This window comes from Paraburkholderia sp. RL18-085-BIA-A (genome assembly GCF_046027075.1).
GTDB lineage: Bacteria > Pseudomonadota > Gammaproteobacteria > Burkholderiales > Burkholderiaceae > Paraburkholderia.
The window spans coordinates 1-14,461 of the sequence record NZ_JARESU010000032.1; the positions used below are offsets into that span (position 1 = coordinate 1).

Sequence of the window (14,461 nt, forward strand, 5' to 3'; positions counted from 1 at the left end):
CTGAATGACGCCCATTTAAGGCGCCTTTTCTATACGACGCGACTCATCGACCACCGGTCCCTTCCGATCGGGCGCTAACGCATGCGCCGCGGGCGCGCCGACCGTCCAGTCGTGCAGCACGGTGTACGCGACCGCCAGCAAAGTCGGTCCGATGAAAACACCGAGGAAACCGAAAGCCAATGCCCCGCCCAGAATCCCCAGCATCACGAGGATCAGCGGCATGTCGCTATTCTTGCCTATCAAGATCGGCTTGATGACATTGTCAGACATGCCGACAGCCAGCACGCCCCACACGACCAGAAAGATTGCCCACCCGGTCTCACCGCCGTGATACAGCCAGATTGCTGCGGGCAACCACACGATCACCGGACCGCCGGGCACCACCGACAGAAAGAACGTCGCCAGCCCAAGCAGTGCCGGCGCTGGCACCCCCGCAATCCAGCAGCCGAAGCCAGCCAGAACCCCCTGCACGAGCGCCGTGCCGAGAATCCCATAGACCACGCCCTTCACTGTGCTGCCCGCAAGCGCCAGCAGATAATCGGCACGTTCGCCGGCGATGCGTCGCATGCCCGCATTCAGCCAGGCAGCCGCACCTTCCCCGCCGGTATAAAAGAAGAACGCGAGCACGATACTCAACGCCAACAGCCCCAGACCGTGCGTGACAGCAAGCGCCGCCGCCAGAATCCACTTCCCAGCCGGCGCCGCAAGCGTGCGCAACTGCGCGATCAATTCCGAATCGCTGCTAGTCAAATGCGCCCAAAAGGCAAGAATGTTCGAACCCACCAGCGGAATCCGGCCAACCCACGCGGGCAAATCAGGCAGGCCGTCCTCGAAGAGCCTTTGCACCAGCGCAACGATCTCGTGAACGTGCGCACCGAACGCAAAACCCGCGTAAACGAACGGCCCGAGCACGACAATCAGAATGATCACCACGATCATGGTGGCGGCCGATTTGCGCCGCCCGCCGAGCGCCGCGGCCAGCCTCCGGTAAAGCCCCCACGAACTGTAACTGAGGATAGCCCCCCACAATAGGGCGGTCGTAAAAGGCGCCAGCACCAGCAGGGACCCGCCCACCAGGACAAGCAGCGCGAATACAGCGGCGAGACGTTCGATCAGCTGGTCCGATTTCACGATGAATCTCCTATTGAGCCAGACCTCGGCGACAGATTGCCATACGCTTGTCAGGCGCCCACTGAACGCCGTCAGTATAGAAGCGAGTTGCGCCTCCGGGGGCGTCTTATACCATCCGGCCAGGTGGATATAGGCAGCCCCAGCCAGACTGATTTTTCGTGTGGAAACGTCCCAATCCATCCAGCATTGCCGGCCAAATAATGTGGCGGCATAGAAAAGACTAGAATATAAGGTTCCGTGCCCCCCAATTTCCGGATTTATGCGCTCGCGAATCGCCAAACGTCTCCCCCCCGATGCCGACAAACTTGTCGGTCTCTCGCTCGCGCTTTTTGCGTCGGGCAGCCGCACCGAAGACCGCTTCTGGGAAGCGAAGCTCGATGCGCTGCTGGCCAAGATCGTCCGCAACGCCAACCAGACTACGTTGGACGCCGCGCTGGATCATTTGCAGCAAAACCATCCCGATGCTTACGGCGCGCTCGCCGACATGGCGGAAACGCACAGCGAGTCGTTCGTCATCGACCACGATGGCGTGCCGTACGAAGCGCTGCTGATTGCCGCGCCCGTGCTCGCGTGGACCCGCTACGTGATTCCTTCCGGCCCGCTCAAAGCCGACGCGGCCGACGCGTTACGCGCGCACCTGCAAGCGCATGTGCTGGCGGCCAACACACGCGTCGCGATGGCGCCGTTCCTGTACAGCATCGACCAGTTGCCGCGCCATCACGTCGAAACGTGGCGTATCGCTCAACAACTCGCTCAGGCGGCGATGGCCGGCGGCAATGCGAAGCTCAATTTCGGCGAATTGCCGGAAACCTCGCCGATTCTGGCCGACCCGCGCTTCCTGCTGGCCGTGGTCGCGGGGCCGGTCGGCGAACCGGTATTCCGCTGGCAGGAAGAGGAACACGGCAGCCGCATCGAACGAGGCCAATGTCTTGAACAATGGGCCACGCAAGGAGGCGCGAATCTTTCGCTGGCGCTGCCGGGCTGCGAATTCGAGTGCCTGTTGCCGGACGCGTACTACTCGGCCTGCCGGGACGCCGACGAAAGCGTGCGCCCTCATACAGTCCGTACCGCCGTGCGTTATCTGTTCGACACAATTGGCGCAGCGCCGCAGGAGTTGCGCGCGGTGGTCGCCGGCTTCGGCGAACGCCGCATCGACGAGTATCGTGTGGGCTTCACGCGCCGCGGTAGCAACGACGTGATTTACGGCGTCGTCTGGCCTCTGTACGGCCGCGAGAACGGCGAACCGGGCATTGACGAAGAACCGCAGGAGAGCGCTGCGTCGGACGATCCGCTGGAAGAAATCGTCGCGCTGCTCAAGGAGACCGGCGTGACCGACGTGCGCCGCCACGCGGGCCGCTTCGAGCCGGAATATTGCGATGATTGCGGCGTGCCGCTCTATGCCGATCCGCTCGGCGAGATTGTCCACGCGGAAATGCCGGAGGACGCGGAGCCCGCGCAACCGCATTTCCATTGAGCATAAACACGCGCGTCATCACGCGCTGTCGCCCAAACAAAAAGCCCCGCTGAGCGGGGCTTTTGCTTGTTGGCTCATCCTTCCTATGCCTTTTGGACAGGCCGTCAAATCGAGGGGAATTTGTCATCATAGGACAGCGACGAATCGCAAGGCATCCTGCTCATATGCCGAATAGATGCGTCGCGCCACTTCGCCCGAATCATCTGGAGACATGCATGCGATTCTCGATACTCAACTCAAACGCGGAACGACGTGACGGACTCAAGGCACTGCTGAGACAAATCGACCGGCTGGCGCGCTTCACCGAAGCACAGGATTGGCGACAAATCGAACGCACGTTCAAGCGTCACCGGCCCGACCTGCTTGCTGTCGACTGGCAGGACTGGATGACTGTCGCGGATGCGCGCGAACTACTTAGCTACTACCCCGATCTGCGTGTCGCGATACTGACCGACAACATGTCGCCGGCCACCATGCGAGCGCTGATGGACGAAGGTGTGCTCGGCGTCATACCGCGCGAAACCGATCCGAGCCTGATCATACGTGCGTTGGAAATGGTACTGCTGGGTGGTCACTATGTGCCGCCCGGGGCACTGGCGCTCGATCCCCCGCTGCCGCCGGATACCGCCATCCGCTTATTCGACGCGAAGAGCCCACCGCCCCGCCGCACCAGGCTTTCCAGCGGATTGTCGCCCCGTCAGGAGCAGATCATGCGCTGCGTTCACATGGGCAGCACCAACAAGATGATCGCGCGCACGCTCGGCATTAGCGAGGGCACGGTCAAGATCCACCTGACGAGCATATTTCAGCAGCTAGGCGCGCCCAATCGCGCCGCCGCGGTCGCGCTCTACAACGGCTGGCTGACCAATCATTTGCAGGTGCTGCGCAACAACGGCGAGAGCTCAACGCGTCCCGTGATGGGGCAAGCCGGTGTCGTGCCGCTGCGACGCCACAAGCTGCGGCACTTCCAGTATCCGTTGCCCGCCGACGACACGAGCGCCCCGATGCCGATGGCAGCCGAGCCCAGCACGCCCTATGGCGACGTGCCGCCCGCCACGCCGACGAAGCCGGGTACACAGAGCTAAACCAATGCCCATCGCCGCGCGAGCGAACGCCTCAACACGCACTCTCAGGCGGCGTTTGCGTCGGCTGGCATGGAATCCGCTCACACCTTTTCTCGTCCAACGAGTAATATGAGACACATGGGTTTCCTCTACACACCGCTTCCGTTCTGGATCGCTGTCGGTGGCTGGATCGTCACCGCGATAGTGGTCGCGCTCGCGCTGTGGAAAAACCCTTTCAAACGACTTCAGGATGGCACCCTGCAGCATGTCTGGCTTGCCATCATCGTCGCGGTGTCGGTGCTGTGGGCGAGCAACGCGTGGCTTGACGACGGCACCGTGATGCATCTGCTCGGCGCCACGCTCATCGTTACGCTATTCGACTGGGCGCTGGCACTGGTCGCAATGGCCGTGGTCACAGGACTTGCCGCGGTCGTCTTCGACGCCCCGTGGCAGGGCATCGCGCTGACTTTTCTCGTGTACGGCGCGTTGCCTGTCGGCATCTCGACGCTGCTTCAGCGCATCAGCATCGCGTGGCTGCCGCGCAACCTTTTCATGTTTATCTTTGGCCAGGGTTTTGTCTCGCCCGCCATCGCGGTGTCGCTCACCGCCGCCGCAGCGCTCGGCATCCATGTCGCGCTTGCCGATGGCTCAATGACCGTGGTGCCCGTCGGCTACGCATTCAGCGTGCTTCTCCTCGCCACCGGCGAAGCCTGGTTCACAGGCATGTCGACGGCCTTGATCGCGGTCTACCGTCCGGCATGGGTCACCACGTATGATGTGCGCAGATATCGTCTGGGTGGCCCCCGCATCTGACACCTGCGGACTTCCAACGCATCTGCTCAGCGGCGAGCCGCATACTCCTGCAAGGCCTTTCACGCCCGCGCCCCAGGACAGGAAAAATATTTATGCCAGGATTGAACTCCCCCCTCTCGCCGGGCATCTTACTTGCCTCATGTCTTATCAGCGTCTAAAGAACTAGATGGATCGCACCAACGTACCGCGCCGATTGCTGCGGTTAGTCGGCCGGTTGGCAACAGTTGCAGCGGGACTCTCGCTCATCTGCGCTGCTCCCGCATTCGCCGATCAACTTGAACAGCACAACGATCTCGTCAACAAATTCGTCAATGACCTGCATGCAGATCCGCTAGTCGCGGACTGCGCGGCTCATGGCGACTTTGTCGCAAGCACTTCGACCGCCTTCGATCACGTCGAATTTCCACCCAGCTCTTTCGATAGCACGCACGCGTCGGTCACGCCCTGGAACGATTCGTTCGACGAGGGCAAACAGCGCGTCAAGGTCGATAACATCGTCACGGTCGAAGGGCTTGGCATCCGTCAGAGCGGCGAAGGCGATCCTGCTGCGCTGAAATTCCGCTGCGGCTATGTGGGCGCTCAGATGCTGGCGTTCAGTTGGAACGATCCCGTGCCCCCGGCCCGCGCGCGTAGTGGTGGATCCGCGGGATCGGGAGCCGCGTCGGGAAAGCACAAGAGCACGAAAGGCAAGCATTCCACGAGCGACAAAAACACAAAGAAAGCGATCTCGAAACCGTCCAAGTCGAGCTCGGGTAAATCGTCGAAGACGACATCGACCAAAACGGCCACGAAGAAAACTTCGGCGAAGAAGAAAACTTCGGCGAAGAAGAAAACTTCGGCGAAGAAGAAAACGCATTGACGGGCGGAGCCCAGGCGGCATCGCTGCCATAGAGGCCAGCGATGCCGCCGCCACAATGAAAACGAGGCGCACACGTCACCGTGTGCGCCTCGTTTTTTGTCCCACGTCCGCGGCCCGCTTCAGGCAAAGGTCTCCACGTGGTGCAAGATCGCCTGCAGCATCGCGGCGCCGAGCGACGCGCTGCGCTCGCCGTTCCAGCCCACCCGCTCATCGGGCAGATTGGCGTTGTCCTTGAACGGCATCTCCAGCGTCAGCGACAGGCATCCGAATTCGTTGCCGATATACTTCGACGCGAGCTTCAACGCATCTTCGCGATACTTGCTTGCGGCATAGCCGTACTTGTCCTGGAAATCAGGACTCGCGTGTTTGAATGCGTCGATGAAGGCCTTCTGCTCCTGCGCCTGCCGCTCGGTGAAACCCGGCAGCATTTCCGAGCCGGCCACGAACACATAGGGCAGCGCCTCGTCGCCGTGGATATCGAAGAACAGGTCGCAACCCATCGCGTGAATCGCATCGCGCACCACCAGCACTTCCGGACTGCGCGCGGCGTCCGGCTCCATCCATTCACGATTCAGGTTCGCGCCGGCCGCATTGGTCCGGAGATTGCCGTGCACGCTGCCGTCCGGATTCATGTTCGGCACGATGTAAAACACCGCATGATCGTAGAGCTTGCGCGCGACTGGGTCGCCCGCCCAATCGCCCCAACCCGCGAGGCGCTTCACCAGCCCCTCGATAAACCATTCGGCCATCGTCTCGCCCGGATGCTGGCGCGCGATCAGCCAGATCTTCTTTTTGGGCGTGTCTCCGGTTTGCGGCGTGCCAAGCGTGAGCAGCGACATGGGCCGGCCTTCGACGCTCGTGCCCAGTTCGGTGAGCGTGGCCTGCGGCATCTGCTGCACGGCGCCGAGAAACTCCGAATGACGTTCCTCGCTATACGGCTCGAAATACGCGTAGTAAATGCGGTCGAAATCCGGCGTGTGATCGATGGTCAGCACGCGGCCATCATACGAAGTCGGCACGCGAAACCAGTTCACCCGGTCATAGCTCGCCGCCGCCTGATAGTCGCGCCAGCCTTCGGCGAACGCGCACGCGGCGGCATTTTCGAAAGTCATCACACAGCGCGTGCCCGCCGCGCCCGACACGCGGAAATAAAACCACTGCGCGAACTCGGCGTGGCTGTCCGGCCGCACGCGCAGACGGATATTGCCGGCGTCCTCGCAGGACAGCACTTCAATCGCACCCGCGTCGAAATTGCTCGTAATCGATAACGTCATGATGTCCTTCCCTGCCTCGGTGCGCGGCGAAACGCTTATTCAGCGACTCGGCGGCGGAATACGTAATTGGAATCGTTCGACGCCTCGGCGACGAACGCATAGCCTTCGGCGTCGAAGTCCTTCAACTGCTCGGGGCGCTCGGTGCGGTTTTCCACTGCGTAGCGCGCCATCAGACCGCGCGCGCGCTTTGCATGAAAGCTGATGATTTTGTAGCGGCCGCCCTTCCAGTCCTCGAACACGGGTGTCACGACGGGCGCGTCGAGCAGCTTCGGCTTGACCGACTTGAAGTACTCCCCCGACGCGCAATTCACCAGCACGCGCGATGCCGCGGCGTTCTTCTTCAGCTGCGCGTTCAGCGCCTGCGTGATGCGCTCGCCCCAGAACGCGTACAGATCCTTGCCACGCGGATTGGCGAAACGCGTGCCCATTTCGAGGCGGTACGGTTGCAGCAGATCGAGCGGGCGCAGCAGGCCGTACAGGCCGGACAGCACGCGCACGTGATTCTGCGCATAGTCGAGATCGGCCGGCGACAAGGTCTTCGCGTTGAGGCCCTCATACACGTCGCCATTGAATGCGAGCACCGCCTGCTTGGCGTTGTGCGTGCCGAATTGCGGCGACCATTCGGCGTAACGCTGAAAATTGAGGTGCGCGAGCTGATCGGAAATGTCCATCAGCGAGGCAATCTGCTGCGGCGACAAACGGCGCAATCCGCCGATCAGTTCGGCAGCGTCGTCGACGAAATCGGGGATTGTGTGCTTTTCGACGTGCGGCGGGGTTTCGTAGTCGAGCGATTTCGCCGGCGACAGAACGATTATCATAGAGGCTTGCAGGCACGCCGTGCCTGGCGGTCAAAGACGAAAGCCAGATTGTAACGAATGCCCGGTTCCCATGCCTCACACGGCGCTTTGCGCGTCGTCCTCGATTCCAATGTCTGGATCGATATTCTCGTGTTCGACGATCCGCACACGCGACCAATCGCAGCCGCGCTCGAAAGCGGCGCACTGGCCGCGCTGATCGACGCGCGCTGCCTCGCCGAACTCGCCTATGTGCTCGACTATCCGCAATTCGTGCATCGAAATGTGGACAAGGCCGCCGCGCTCGCGGTCGTCGCGCGGCTCGCGCAAGTGGTCGACCCTGCCGCCCCCGCGGAAGACGCGCCGCCGTTGCCCAAATGCAAAGACCGTGACGACCAGAAGTTTCTCGAACTCGCCCATGCCGCGCAGGCCGACTGGCTGGTTTCGAAAGATCGCGCGGTGTTGAAGCTCGCCAAGCGTATTGCGCGCGACTTCGGCTTCCAGATCGCCCAGCCGGCGCCGTTCGTCGCCGCCATCAGCGCTTCGTTGAGCGCCGTTGGCGAAGCCGCGCCAGCGTGAGCGCGGCGGCATGAACCCTGGCCGAACGGCCAACGCGGGCCTCGCGACGCGCACGCAGCGCCGCGATTCCCTACAATCAGGCTTCGTCCCTGGCTCACGACGCCATTCGCCTATTTCGCCAACTCACTCGCCCACGCTCCGGAAAGCGCCATGAATGCACCGCACGACACGCCCACGAGTCCCTCGTTTCCGTCTCGCCTGCCGAATGTCGGCACGACGATTTTCACCGTGATGAGCGCACTTGCCGCCGAAAAAGGCGCGGTGAATCTGGGTCAGGGCTTTCCCGACTTCGGCTGTGATCCGCGCATTGTCGACGCGGTCGCGAACGCGATGCGCGACGGCCACAACCAGTACCCGCCGATGGCCGGCGTCGCGCCGCTGCGCGAGGCGATCTCGGAGAAGATCGCGAACCTGTACGGCCGCCGCTACGACGCGACCACCGAGATCACCGTGACGGCGGGCGCCACGCAGGCCTTACTGACCGCGATTCTCTGCACCGTTCATCCGGGTGATGAAGTAGTCGTGGTCGAACCGACCTACGACAGCTATCTGCCGTCGATCGAACTGGCCGGCGGCAAGCCGGTCTTCGTCACGCTCGACGCGCCCGACTACGCGATCCCGTTCGACAAACTTGCCGCCGCGATCACATCGAAAACGCGGCTTCTGCTGATCAACACGCCGCACAATCCGACCGGCACGGTCTGGCGCGCCGAGGACATGCGCAAGCTCGAAGAGATCGTGCGCGGCACCAACGTGCTGATCCTCTCCGACGAGGTGTACGAACACATGGTCTACGACGGCGCGCCGCACGAGAGCGTCGCCCGTTACCCGGAACTGGCGCAACGCAGCTTCGTGGTGTCGAGCTTCGGCAAGACCTATCACGTGACCGGGTGGAAGGTCGGCTATGTGGCGGCCCCCGCCGCGCTCACGGCCGAGTTCCGCAAGGTGCACCAGTTCAACGTGTTCACGGTCAATACGCCGATGCAGATCGGTCTCGCCGAATACATGAAGGATCCGGCGCCGTATCTCGACCTGTCGGCGTTCTATCAGAAGAAACGTGACTTCTTCCGCGCGGGCCTCGCGAAGTCGCGCTTCAAATTGCTGCCGTGCACGGGCACGTATTTTCAGTGCGTCGACTATTCGGCGATCAGCAATTTGCCCGAAGCCGAGTTTGCCCAATGGCTAACCGGCGAAATCGGCGTCGCGGCCATTCCGGTCTCCGCGTTCTATCGCGAGGCGCATGAATCGGGCGTGGTGCGCTTCTGCTTTGCCAAGCAGGAGAACACCCTCGCCACCGCGCTCGAACGGCTGGCACGACTCTAGGATGCCCTGCGCGATGCTGCGAACGAACCCATGTTCCTCGCTAGCGTGCGCAGCGGCCAATGTGCGCGTGGCACACATTGGCCTGTCTCAGCGGCGGCGCCCGCCATCAGGCCGGGCGCGTCGCCGCGATGTACGCCTTGCGGTCCTCGGTCACACGCTGCGCGGCCGGTCGTGCGTTGATCGCCTTGACGTAGCTCTTCCAGTCGAGGCCCGCGTCGAGCAGAAAATCGCGGCCGTAGATGGTCTGCGTCGCCATGCCCACCAGCGGCAGGCTCACATACCCAGCGGTATCCGCCACGCTGAAACGCTCGCCGCGCAGATACGGCCCGAACTTCGCGATCCGCCTGAAGCCGGCAATGTGATGCGCGAGCAGTTTCTCGATACGCCCCTTGGTCGCATCGCTCACCGTCCCGCCGAAAAACGCTTCCTTGTAGAGATTGCGCGCGGTCAGTTCGAGATGCACGTCGACGAACATGATCAACTCGCGCTCTTTGGCCGCCTCCCATGGGTCAGCGGAGAAAATCTGCTTGTCGGGAAAGCGCGCGGCAAGATACTCGACAATGCATTGCGATTCGCACAGATCGCCCTCCTCGGTCTGCAGGTAAGGCACCTTGCCGAGCGGCGAGTGCTCGAGCATGGCCTCGTCCTGGCTGGGCAGCACGGACACCTCTTCGAACGGAATGCCGTGTTCGAGAAGCACGAACTTCACTTTGTTGTAGTAGTTAGAGAGCGCGAAACCGCACAGCTTGATCATCCGGTGTCTCCTTCCTTCGAGTGGTATGAGACCGCGCAACACAGTCACAACAGCGGCCTTCGAACAATCATCCAGTAAATTGCACGATCGTGCTATTCTAAAATAACCATGGAGTCGAGCACCACAATGAACTCTCGCAATTTCAATATCGAGACTATCGGCATTGTCGGAACCGGCGCAATGGGTCGCGGCATTGCGCAGATCGCCTCGCTGGCGGGCCTGAAGGTGCGTCTGTACGACGCCAACCCCGCCGCCGCCGGCGCCGCGCGCGACTACCTCGCCGAGACTTTCGCCAAACTGACATCCAAAGGCAAGCTCGACGAGGCCCGCTCGCTTGCGGCGCTCGCCAACGTCAGCGGCGCGCAAGCGCTCGGCGAGCTGGCCGGCTGCGACCTGGTCGTCGAGGCGATCGTCGAAAAGCTCGACGTGAAGCAGGCGCTCTTTCGCGAACTCGAGACCGTCGTGAGTGGCCGTTGCGTGCTGGCGTCCAACACGTCGTCATTGTCGATCACCGCGATCGCCGCCGGCTGCACCGATCCGTCACGCGTGGTCGGCTATCACTTTTTCAATCCCGTACCGTTGATGAAAGTCGTCGAGGTGATCGACGGACTGCGCAGCGACCCGGCCGCGGGCGACGCGCTGATGGACCTCGCGCGCCGCATGGGCCATACGCCAGTACGCGCGAAGGATATGCCCGGCTTCATCGTGAATCACGCGGGGCGCGGCATGAACACCGAGGGCCTGCGCGTGGCGGGCGAAGGCGTGGCGAGCTTCGCGGACATCGATCGCATCATGCGCGAGCAGGCGGGCTTTCGCCTCGGGCCGTTCGAACTGTTGGATCTGACGGCGCTGGACGTCTCGCATCCGGTGATGGAGTCGATCTACCACCAGTTTTACGAAGAGCCGCGCTTCACGCCGTCGCCGATCACCGGCACGCGGCTCGCGGGCGGACTGATCGGCCGCAAAACGGGAGAAGGCTTTTACCGCTACGTCGACGGCAAGCAGCAAGTGACGGCCGAAGCGCCCGCGCCCAGCGAACTGCCGAAAAGCGTCTGGATCAGCGCGCGTTATCCGCAAGCCCGCGAAGCCGTCGTGCAACTGGTCGGCAAGGCCGGCGTAAAGCTCGACGACGGCGCCGCGCCCGCAGCGGACTCCCTGATCGTCGTGACGCCGTTCGGCCATGACGCGACCACGGCGGCGGTCGACGAAGCGCTCGACGCGAGCCGCGTCGTCGCCATCGACGCGCTCTTCCCGCTCGTCGGCGCGCAACGCCGCACGTTGATGACCACGCCGGCCACCACGCGCGCCGCACGTGACGCCGCGCATGCGCTGTTCGCCGCCGACGGCGTGCCCGTCGCCGTGATCCGCGACTCGACCGGCTTCGTCGCGCAACGCGTGGTGGCGACGATCGTCAACATCGGCTGCGACATCGCGCAAAAGCAGATCGCCACGCCGGACGACATCGATCTTGCCGTGACGCTCGGCCTCGGCTACCCACGCGGCCCGCTCGCCCTCGGCGACGCGCTCGGCGCGCGAACCATCCTGACGATTCTGCGCAACATGTTCAGCGTGCTCGGCGATCCGCGCTACCGTCCGTCGCCCTGGCTCGCGCGGCGCGCGCAACTCGGCCTGTCGCTGACCCAGGGCGACAACGCGGACCTTCAATCAGATACACACACGGAGAACCACGCATGAGCGCCGAACTGCTGACCTCGCGCCCGACCGAAAGCGAATCGACACTGGTCCTCACGCTGTCGAACCCCGGCGCCCGCAACGCGCTGCATCCGGACATGTACGCGGCCGGCATCGAAGCGCTCGACTCGGTGGAGCGCGATCCGTCGATCCGCGCCGTCGTGATCACCGGCGCCGACAACTTCTTTTGCGCGGGCGGCAATCTGAACCGCCTGCTCGAAAACCGCGCGAAAGATCCGTCCGTGCAGGCGGAGAGCATCGATATGCTCGGCCAATGGATTTCGGCGCTGCGCCTGTCGTCGAAGCCGGTGATCGCCGCGGTCGATGGCGCCGCCGCCGGCGCGGGATTCTCGCTCGCGCTTGCGTGCGATCTGATCGTCGCCGCCGACGACGCCAAATTCGTGATGTCGTATGCACGCGTGGGCCTGACGCCCGACGGCGGCGGCTCGTGGTTCCTCGCCCAGGCGCTGCCGCGCCAGCTAGCCACCGAAGTGCTGATCGAAGGCAAGCCGATCGGCGCCGCGCGTCTGCACGAACTCGGCGTCGTCAACAAGCTGACCAAGGCCGGCACCGCACGCGACACCGCCGTTGCCTGGGCCGACGAACTCGGCAAGATCTCGCCCAATTCGGTCACGCGCATCAAAGGACTGATCGGCGCTGCCGGCACGCAACCTCTGGCCGACCATCTGGTCGCCGAGCGTGACAGCTTCGTCGCGTCGCTGCATCACCGCGAAGGTCTCGAAGGGATTTCCGCGTTCCTAGAGAAACGCGCTCCGGTCTACAAATAAGCCGCGAGTCAACCAGCAGTGAGCGAGGAGTGAACCCACCCACCATGCCCGACTACCAACTGCCCAAACGCCGCCGCATTTTCCTGATGCGTCACGGCGACGTCACCTACTTCGACGACTCCCGCCGAGCGATCGACCCCGAGACCGTGCCCCTGAACGCGAACGGCCGCGAACAGGCGAGCGCGGCGGGCCACGTGTTCGCCGAACAGCAAGTGCGGTTCGATCGCGTGATCGTCAGCGGTTTGCCGCGCACGGTTGAAACCGCGCAGCGCGTGCTGGCCGAGACGGGCCAGCACATCGAACTCGAGATCGAGCCCGCGTGGCAGGAGATTCGCGGCGGCAAGCTCGGCAGCATTCCGCAGCAGGATATCGAGGCGGCTTTTCTCGGCGTGTTCGACGGCATCGTGCCGGAAAGCACACGCTTTCTCGATGGCGAAACCATCGGCGCGTTGTTCGATCGCGTGCTGCCGGCAGTCACGGCGCTGCGCGAGGACAGCTCGTGGGACACCGTGCTGCTGGTCCTGCATGGCGGCGTGAACCGCGCAATCCTGTCGCATGCGATCACCGCGGGCGGGCGCACGTTCTTCGGCCATCTGTCGCAGGCCACCGGCTGCATCAACGCGCTCGACGTCGGCGCCGCGCCGCACGACTGGGTGCTGCGCACGCTCAATTATTCACCACCGTCGCCGCTGCATCGCGACGTACGCAACACCACGATGGAAATGCTCTACGCACAATTCATTCAATACAAGCGTAGCTGAACCCGAACTGGAGGAGACACATGGTACAAGCCACACAGACCGGCGAACCCGAACACAAGCCGGATTATTCGTCCTTCGAGGGCACACGTCCGGTCAACGAGCGGCAGCGCTTCGACAGTGACGCGCTCGCCGCGTGGCTGACCCGGCATGTGGACGGATTTTCCGGACCGCTTACGCTGGAGCAGTTCGCCGGCGGCCAGTCCAATCCCACGTTCAAACTGGTCACGCCGTCGCGCTCGTATGTGATGCGCGCAAAGCCCGGTCCCGCCGCGAAACTGCTGCCGTCCGCGCACGCCGTCGAACGTGAATACCGGGTGATGCGCGCGCTGGCCGACACCGAGGTGCCGGTCGCGCAAATGCTCGCGCTGTGCGAGGACGAAAGCGTGATCGGCCGCGCGTTCTACGTGATGGAGTTCGTCGAAGGCCGCGTGTTGTGGGACCAGTCGCTGCCCGGCATGACGCCCGCCGAACGCGCGGCGATCTACGACGAAATGAACCGGGTCATCGCGGCGTTGCACAGCGTCGACGCAGAAGCCGCGGGGCTCGCCGACTACGGCAAGCCTGGCAATTACTTCGCACGGCAGATCGGCCGCTGGAGCAAGCAGTACCTTGCGTCCGAGACCGAACCGATCGACGCGATGCAGCGCCTGATCGAATGGCTGCCGCAGCATATGCCGGCTGAAACGGGCGGCCGCGCATCGGTCGTGCATGGCGACTACCGGCTCGACAATCTGATCTTTCATCCGCACGAACCTCGCGTGCTCGCGGTGCTCGACTGGGAGTTGTCGACACTCGGCGATCCGCTCGCCGACTTCGCCTATCACTGCATGGCGTGGCATGTCGATCCGGCGAAATTCCGCGGCATCGCGGGTCTGGATTGGGCCGCGCTCGGCATTCCCGATGAAGCCCAATACGTCGAACGTTATTGCAAGCGGACCGGCTTCGAGATTCACGGCGACTGGAATTTTTATCTGGCGTACAACATGTTCCGCATCTCCGCGATCCTGCAAGGGATCATGAAGCGCGTCGTCGACGGCACCGCGGCCAGCGCGCAGGCCCTCGATGCCGGGCGCCGCGCGAAGCCGATGGCCGAGCTCGCATGGCACTACGCGCAGAAAGTGCGTTAGCCGAGTTCGCGCGCCGGCTACGCGCCCC

The 14,461-nt window shown here is 63.3% G+C and carries 14 protein-coding genes; 10 read left to right on the forward strand and 4 right to left on the reverse strand.

From position 1 onward, the window contains the following. Positions 1 to 15 precede the first annotated feature (15 nt). On the reverse strand, positions 16 to 1,131 hold the full coding sequence (locus P0D89_RS22055) for an AI-2E family transporter (protein ID WP_408359695.1): 1,116 nt from the start codon (positions 1,129 to 1,131) through the stop codon (positions 16 to 18). 259 nt (positions 1,132 to 1,390) lie between these two features. On the opposite strand from P0D89_RS22055, the gene P0D89_RS22060 reads away from it, so the two are divergent. From P0D89_RS22060 to P0D89_RS22075, 4 genes are all read left to right on the forward strand, one after another. Then, positions 1,391 to 2,605 (forward strand): DUF2863 family protein, encoded by a 1,215-nt coding sequence (locus tag P0D89_RS22060; protein WP_408359685.1) that lies wholly within the window; start codon positions 1,391 to 1,393, stop codon positions 2,603 to 2,605. A gap of 215 nt (positions 2,606 to 2,820) precedes the next feature. Next, positions 2,821 to 3,690, forward strand: coding sequence for a response regulator transcription factor (locus P0D89_RS22065; protein ID WP_408359683.1), 870 nt, complete (start codon positions 2,821 to 2,823; stop codon positions 3,688 to 3,690). A 117-nt stretch (positions 3,691 to 3,807) separates the two neighbouring features. Next, the gene (locus P0D89_RS22070; protein WP_408359681.1) at positions 3,808 to 4,482 is read left to right on the forward strand and encodes an energy-coupling factor ABC transporter permease; all 675 of its coding nucleotides are present in this window, start codon (positions 3,808 to 3,810) and stop codon (positions 4,480 to 4,482) included. A gap of 166 nt (positions 4,483 to 4,648) precedes the next feature. Beyond that, positions 4,649 to 5,341: a BspC domain-containing protein gene (locus tag P0D89_RS22075; protein WP_408377204.1), complete on the forward strand. Its 693-nt coding sequence runs from the start codon at positions 4,649 to 4,651 to the stop codon at positions 5,339 to 5,341. A gap of 119 nt (positions 5,342 to 5,460) precedes the next feature. Here P0D89_RS22075 and P0D89_RS22080 read toward each other — a convergent pair whose 3' ends face one another. After that, the gene (locus P0D89_RS22080) at positions 5,461 to 6,615 is read right to left on the reverse strand and encodes a M14 family metallopeptidase (RefSeq protein WP_408359676.1); all 1,155 of its coding nucleotides are present in this window, start codon (positions 6,613 to 6,615) and stop codon (positions 5,461 to 5,463) included. A gap of 35 nt (positions 6,616 to 6,650) precedes the next feature. Further along, a complete protein-coding gene (yaaA, locus tag P0D89_RS22085; RefSeq protein WP_408359674.1) occupies positions 6,651 to 7,433 on the reverse strand; it encodes a peroxide stress protein YaaA in 783 nt (260 codons plus the stop codon). A 57-nt stretch (positions 7,434 to 7,490) separates the two neighbouring features. On the opposite strand from yaaA, the gene P0D89_RS22090 reads away from it, so the two are divergent. Both P0D89_RS22090 and P0D89_RS22095 read left to right on the forward strand, forming a co-directional pair. Beyond that, positions 7,491 to 7,988 carry a putative toxin-antitoxin system toxin component, PIN family gene (locus P0D89_RS22090; protein WP_408359672.1) on the forward strand — a complete coding sequence of 166 codons (498 nt, stop codon included), beginning with the start codon at positions 7,491 to 7,493 and terminating at the stop codon, positions 7,986 to 7,988. Positions 7,989 to 8,138: 150 nt separating this feature from the next. Beyond that, positions 8,139 to 9,311, forward strand: a complete 1,173-nt coding sequence (locus P0D89_RS22095; RefSeq protein WP_408359670.1) for a pyridoxal phosphate-dependent aminotransferase — start codon at positions 8,139 to 8,141, stop codon at positions 9,309 to 9,311. A gap of 106 nt (positions 9,312 to 9,417) precedes the next feature. Here the strand turns inward: P0D89_RS22095 and P0D89_RS22100 are convergent, their stop codons facing one another. Then, positions 9,418 to 10,065 carry a glutathione S-transferase family protein gene (locus tag P0D89_RS22100; protein ID WP_408359668.1) on the reverse strand — a complete coding sequence of 216 codons (648 nt, stop codon included), beginning with the start codon at positions 10,063 to 10,065 and terminating at the stop codon, positions 9,418 to 9,420. A 126-nt stretch (positions 10,066 to 10,191) separates the two neighbouring features. Between P0D89_RS22100 and P0D89_RS22105 the strand changes: the two genes are divergently transcribed. Genes P0D89_RS22105 through P0D89_RS22120 form a run of 4 tightly spaced genes read left to right on the forward strand, consistent with a single transcriptional unit; the run spans position 10,192 to position 14,433 of the window. Then, positions 10,192 to 11,760 carry a 3-hydroxyacyl-CoA dehydrogenase gene (locus tag P0D89_RS22105; RefSeq protein WP_408359666.1) on the forward strand — a complete coding sequence of 523 codons (1,569 nt, stop codon included), beginning with the start codon at positions 10,192 to 10,194 and terminating at the stop codon, positions 11,758 to 11,760. Continuing rightward, positions 11,757 to 12,545 (forward strand): oxepin-CoA hydrolase, alternative type, encoded by a 789-nt coding sequence (locus tag P0D89_RS22110; RefSeq protein WP_408359664.1) that lies wholly within the window; start codon positions 11,757 to 11,759, stop codon positions 12,543 to 12,545. The genes P0D89_RS22105 and P0D89_RS22110 overlap by 4 nt, the downstream gene beginning before the upstream one ends. Positions 12,546 to 12,589: 44 nt before the next feature. After that, a complete protein-coding gene (locus tag P0D89_RS22115) occupies positions 12,590 to 13,306 on the forward strand; it encodes a histidine phosphatase family protein (protein ID WP_408359662.1) in 717 nt (238 codons plus the stop codon). 20 nt (positions 13,307 to 13,326) lie between these two features. Next, positions 13,327 to 14,433 (forward strand): phosphotransferase, encoded by a 1,107-nt coding sequence (locus P0D89_RS22120; protein ID WP_408359660.1) that lies wholly within the window; start codon positions 13,327 to 13,329, stop codon positions 14,431 to 14,433. Positions 14,434 to 14,461: the final 28 nt, after the last annotated feature.

Coding starts and splice junctions, on each gene's coding strand:
- P0D89_RS22060 (WP_408359685.1), top strand. CDS start 1,391: ATGCGCTCGCGAATCGCCAAACGTCTCCCCCCCGATGCCGACAAACTT.
- P0D89_RS22080 (WP_408359676.1), bottom strand. CDS start 6,615: ATGACGTTATCGATTACGAGCAATTTCGACGCGGGTGCGATTGAAGTG.
- P0D89_RS22110 (WP_408359664.1), top strand. CDS start 11,757: ATGAGCGCCGAACTGCTGACCTCGCGCCCGACCGAAAGCGAATCGACA.
- P0D89_RS22100 (WP_408359668.1), bottom strand. CDS start 10,065: ATGATCAAGCTGTGCGGTTTCGCGCTCTCTAACTACTACAACAAAGTG.
- P0D89_RS22090 (WP_408359672.1), top strand. CDS start 7,491: ATGCCCGGTTCCCATGCCTCACACGGCGCTTTGCGCGTCGTCCTCGAT.
- P0D89_RS22075 (WP_408377204.1), top strand. CDS start 4,649: ATGGATCGCACCAACGTACCGCGCCGATTGCTGCGGTTAGTCGGCCGG.
- P0D89_RS22065 (WP_408359683.1), top strand. CDS start 2,821: ATGCGATTCTCGATACTCAACTCAAACGCGGAACGACGTGACGGACTC.
- P0D89_RS22105 (WP_408359666.1), top strand. CDS start 10,192: ATGAACTCTCGCAATTTCAATATCGAGACTATCGGCATTGTCGGAACC.
- yaaA (WP_408359674.1), bottom strand. CDS start 7,433: ATGATAATCGTTCTGTCGCCGGCGAAATCGCTCGACTACGAAACCCCG.
- P0D89_RS22070 (WP_408359681.1), top strand. CDS start 3,808: ATGGGTTTCCTCTACACACCGCTTCCGTTCTGGATCGCTGTCGGTGGC.
- P0D89_RS22115 (WP_408359662.1), top strand. CDS start 12,590: ATGCCCGACTACCAACTGCCCAAACGCCGCCGCATTTTCCTGATGCGT.
- P0D89_RS22120 (WP_408359660.1), top strand. CDS start 13,327: ATGGTACAAGCCACACAGACCGGCGAACCCGAACACAAGCCGGATTAT.
- P0D89_RS22095 (WP_408359670.1), top strand. CDS start 8,139: ATGAATGCACCGCACGACACGCCCACGAGTCCCTCGTTTCCGTCTCGC.